Source organism: Hymenobacter profundi (genome assembly GCF_019334315.1).
Lineage (GTDB): Bacteria > Bacteroidota > Bacteroidia > Cytophagales > Hymenobacteraceae > Hymenobacter > Hymenobacter profundi.
The window spans coordinates 1-1,092 of the sequence record NZ_JAHWGL010000205.1 but is presented as its reverse complement, the minus strand read 5'-3'; the positions used below and the strand labels follow the sequence as shown (position 1 = coordinate 1,092).

The 1,092-nt window shown below is 53.1% G+C and carries 1 rRNA gene; it reads left to right on the top strand.

Features of this window, described 5'->3' with window-relative positions:
- Positions 1–432: 432 nt before the first annotated feature.
- Positions 433–1,092: ribosomal RNA gene (locus KYK14_RS21895) — 16S ribosomal RNA — on the top strand; the annotation flags it as partial.

The window sequence follows — 1,092 nt, the reverse complement described above, 5'->3', positions numbered from 1 at the left end:
CTTACTTTTGCACCCCGCTTCCACCGGAAGCAGCTGCTACGAGGACACCGAAAAAAAAGTTGTCTTTAGTAGTTGGAAAGTAAGAAAAGGTTGTTACCTTTGCAGCCCACTTCAACTGGAAGGGATGGCAAGACAACTGGAAAGAAAAAAGTTTTTTCGAAAGGCTTGCGAAGTAAGAAAAAGCAGTTACCTTTGCAGCCCACTTCGACAGGAAGGCCGGAAAGCACAGGGAGTTACAAGCCACGAGAGTGGCGCAGGGTTTCACCAACAGGGTGAGGCACACGTTCTTTGAATGACAGGAAAAGACAAATGGTAAGGGCCGCTTTCGGGCGGTCCACGACAAGCGTAACAGACGAAGAGAACTCGTCACAACAACGAGTCGGATCAGCACTTGACATCAGCTAGGCTTCGGCCTAGTGTAGAAGATTTTTTACAATGGAGAGTTTGATCCTGGCTCAGGATGAACGCTAGCGGCAGGCCTAATACATGCAAGTCGAACGGAGGGTAGCAATACCCTTAGTGGCGCACGGGTGCGTAACGCGTAACCAACCTACCCTTGACTGGGGGATAGCCCGCCGAAAGGCGGATTAATACCGCATAAGACGATAGAGGGGCATCTCTTAGTCGTTAAAGATTTATTGGTCAAGGATGGGGTTGCGTAGCATTAGCTAGATGGCGAGGTAACGGCTCACCATGGCGACGATGCTTAGGGGAGCTGAGAGGCTGATCCCCCACACTGGCACTGAGATACGGGCCAGACTCCTACGGGAGGCAGCAGTAGGGAATATTGGGCAATGGCCGAGAGGCTGACCCAGCCATGCCGCGTGCCGGATGAAGGCCTTCTGGGTTGTAAACGGCTTTTCTCAGGGAAGAAAAAGGGGATGCGTCCTCAACTGACGGTACCTGAGGAATAAGCACCGGCTAACTCCGTGCCAGCAGCCGCGGTAATACGGAGGGTGCGAGCGTTGTCCGGATTTATTGGGTTTAAAGGGTGCGTAGGCGGCCCGTTAAGTCCGGGGTGAAAGCCCACTGCTCAACAGTGGAACTGCCCTGGATACTGGCGGGCTTGAGTCCAGACGAGGTTGGCGGAAT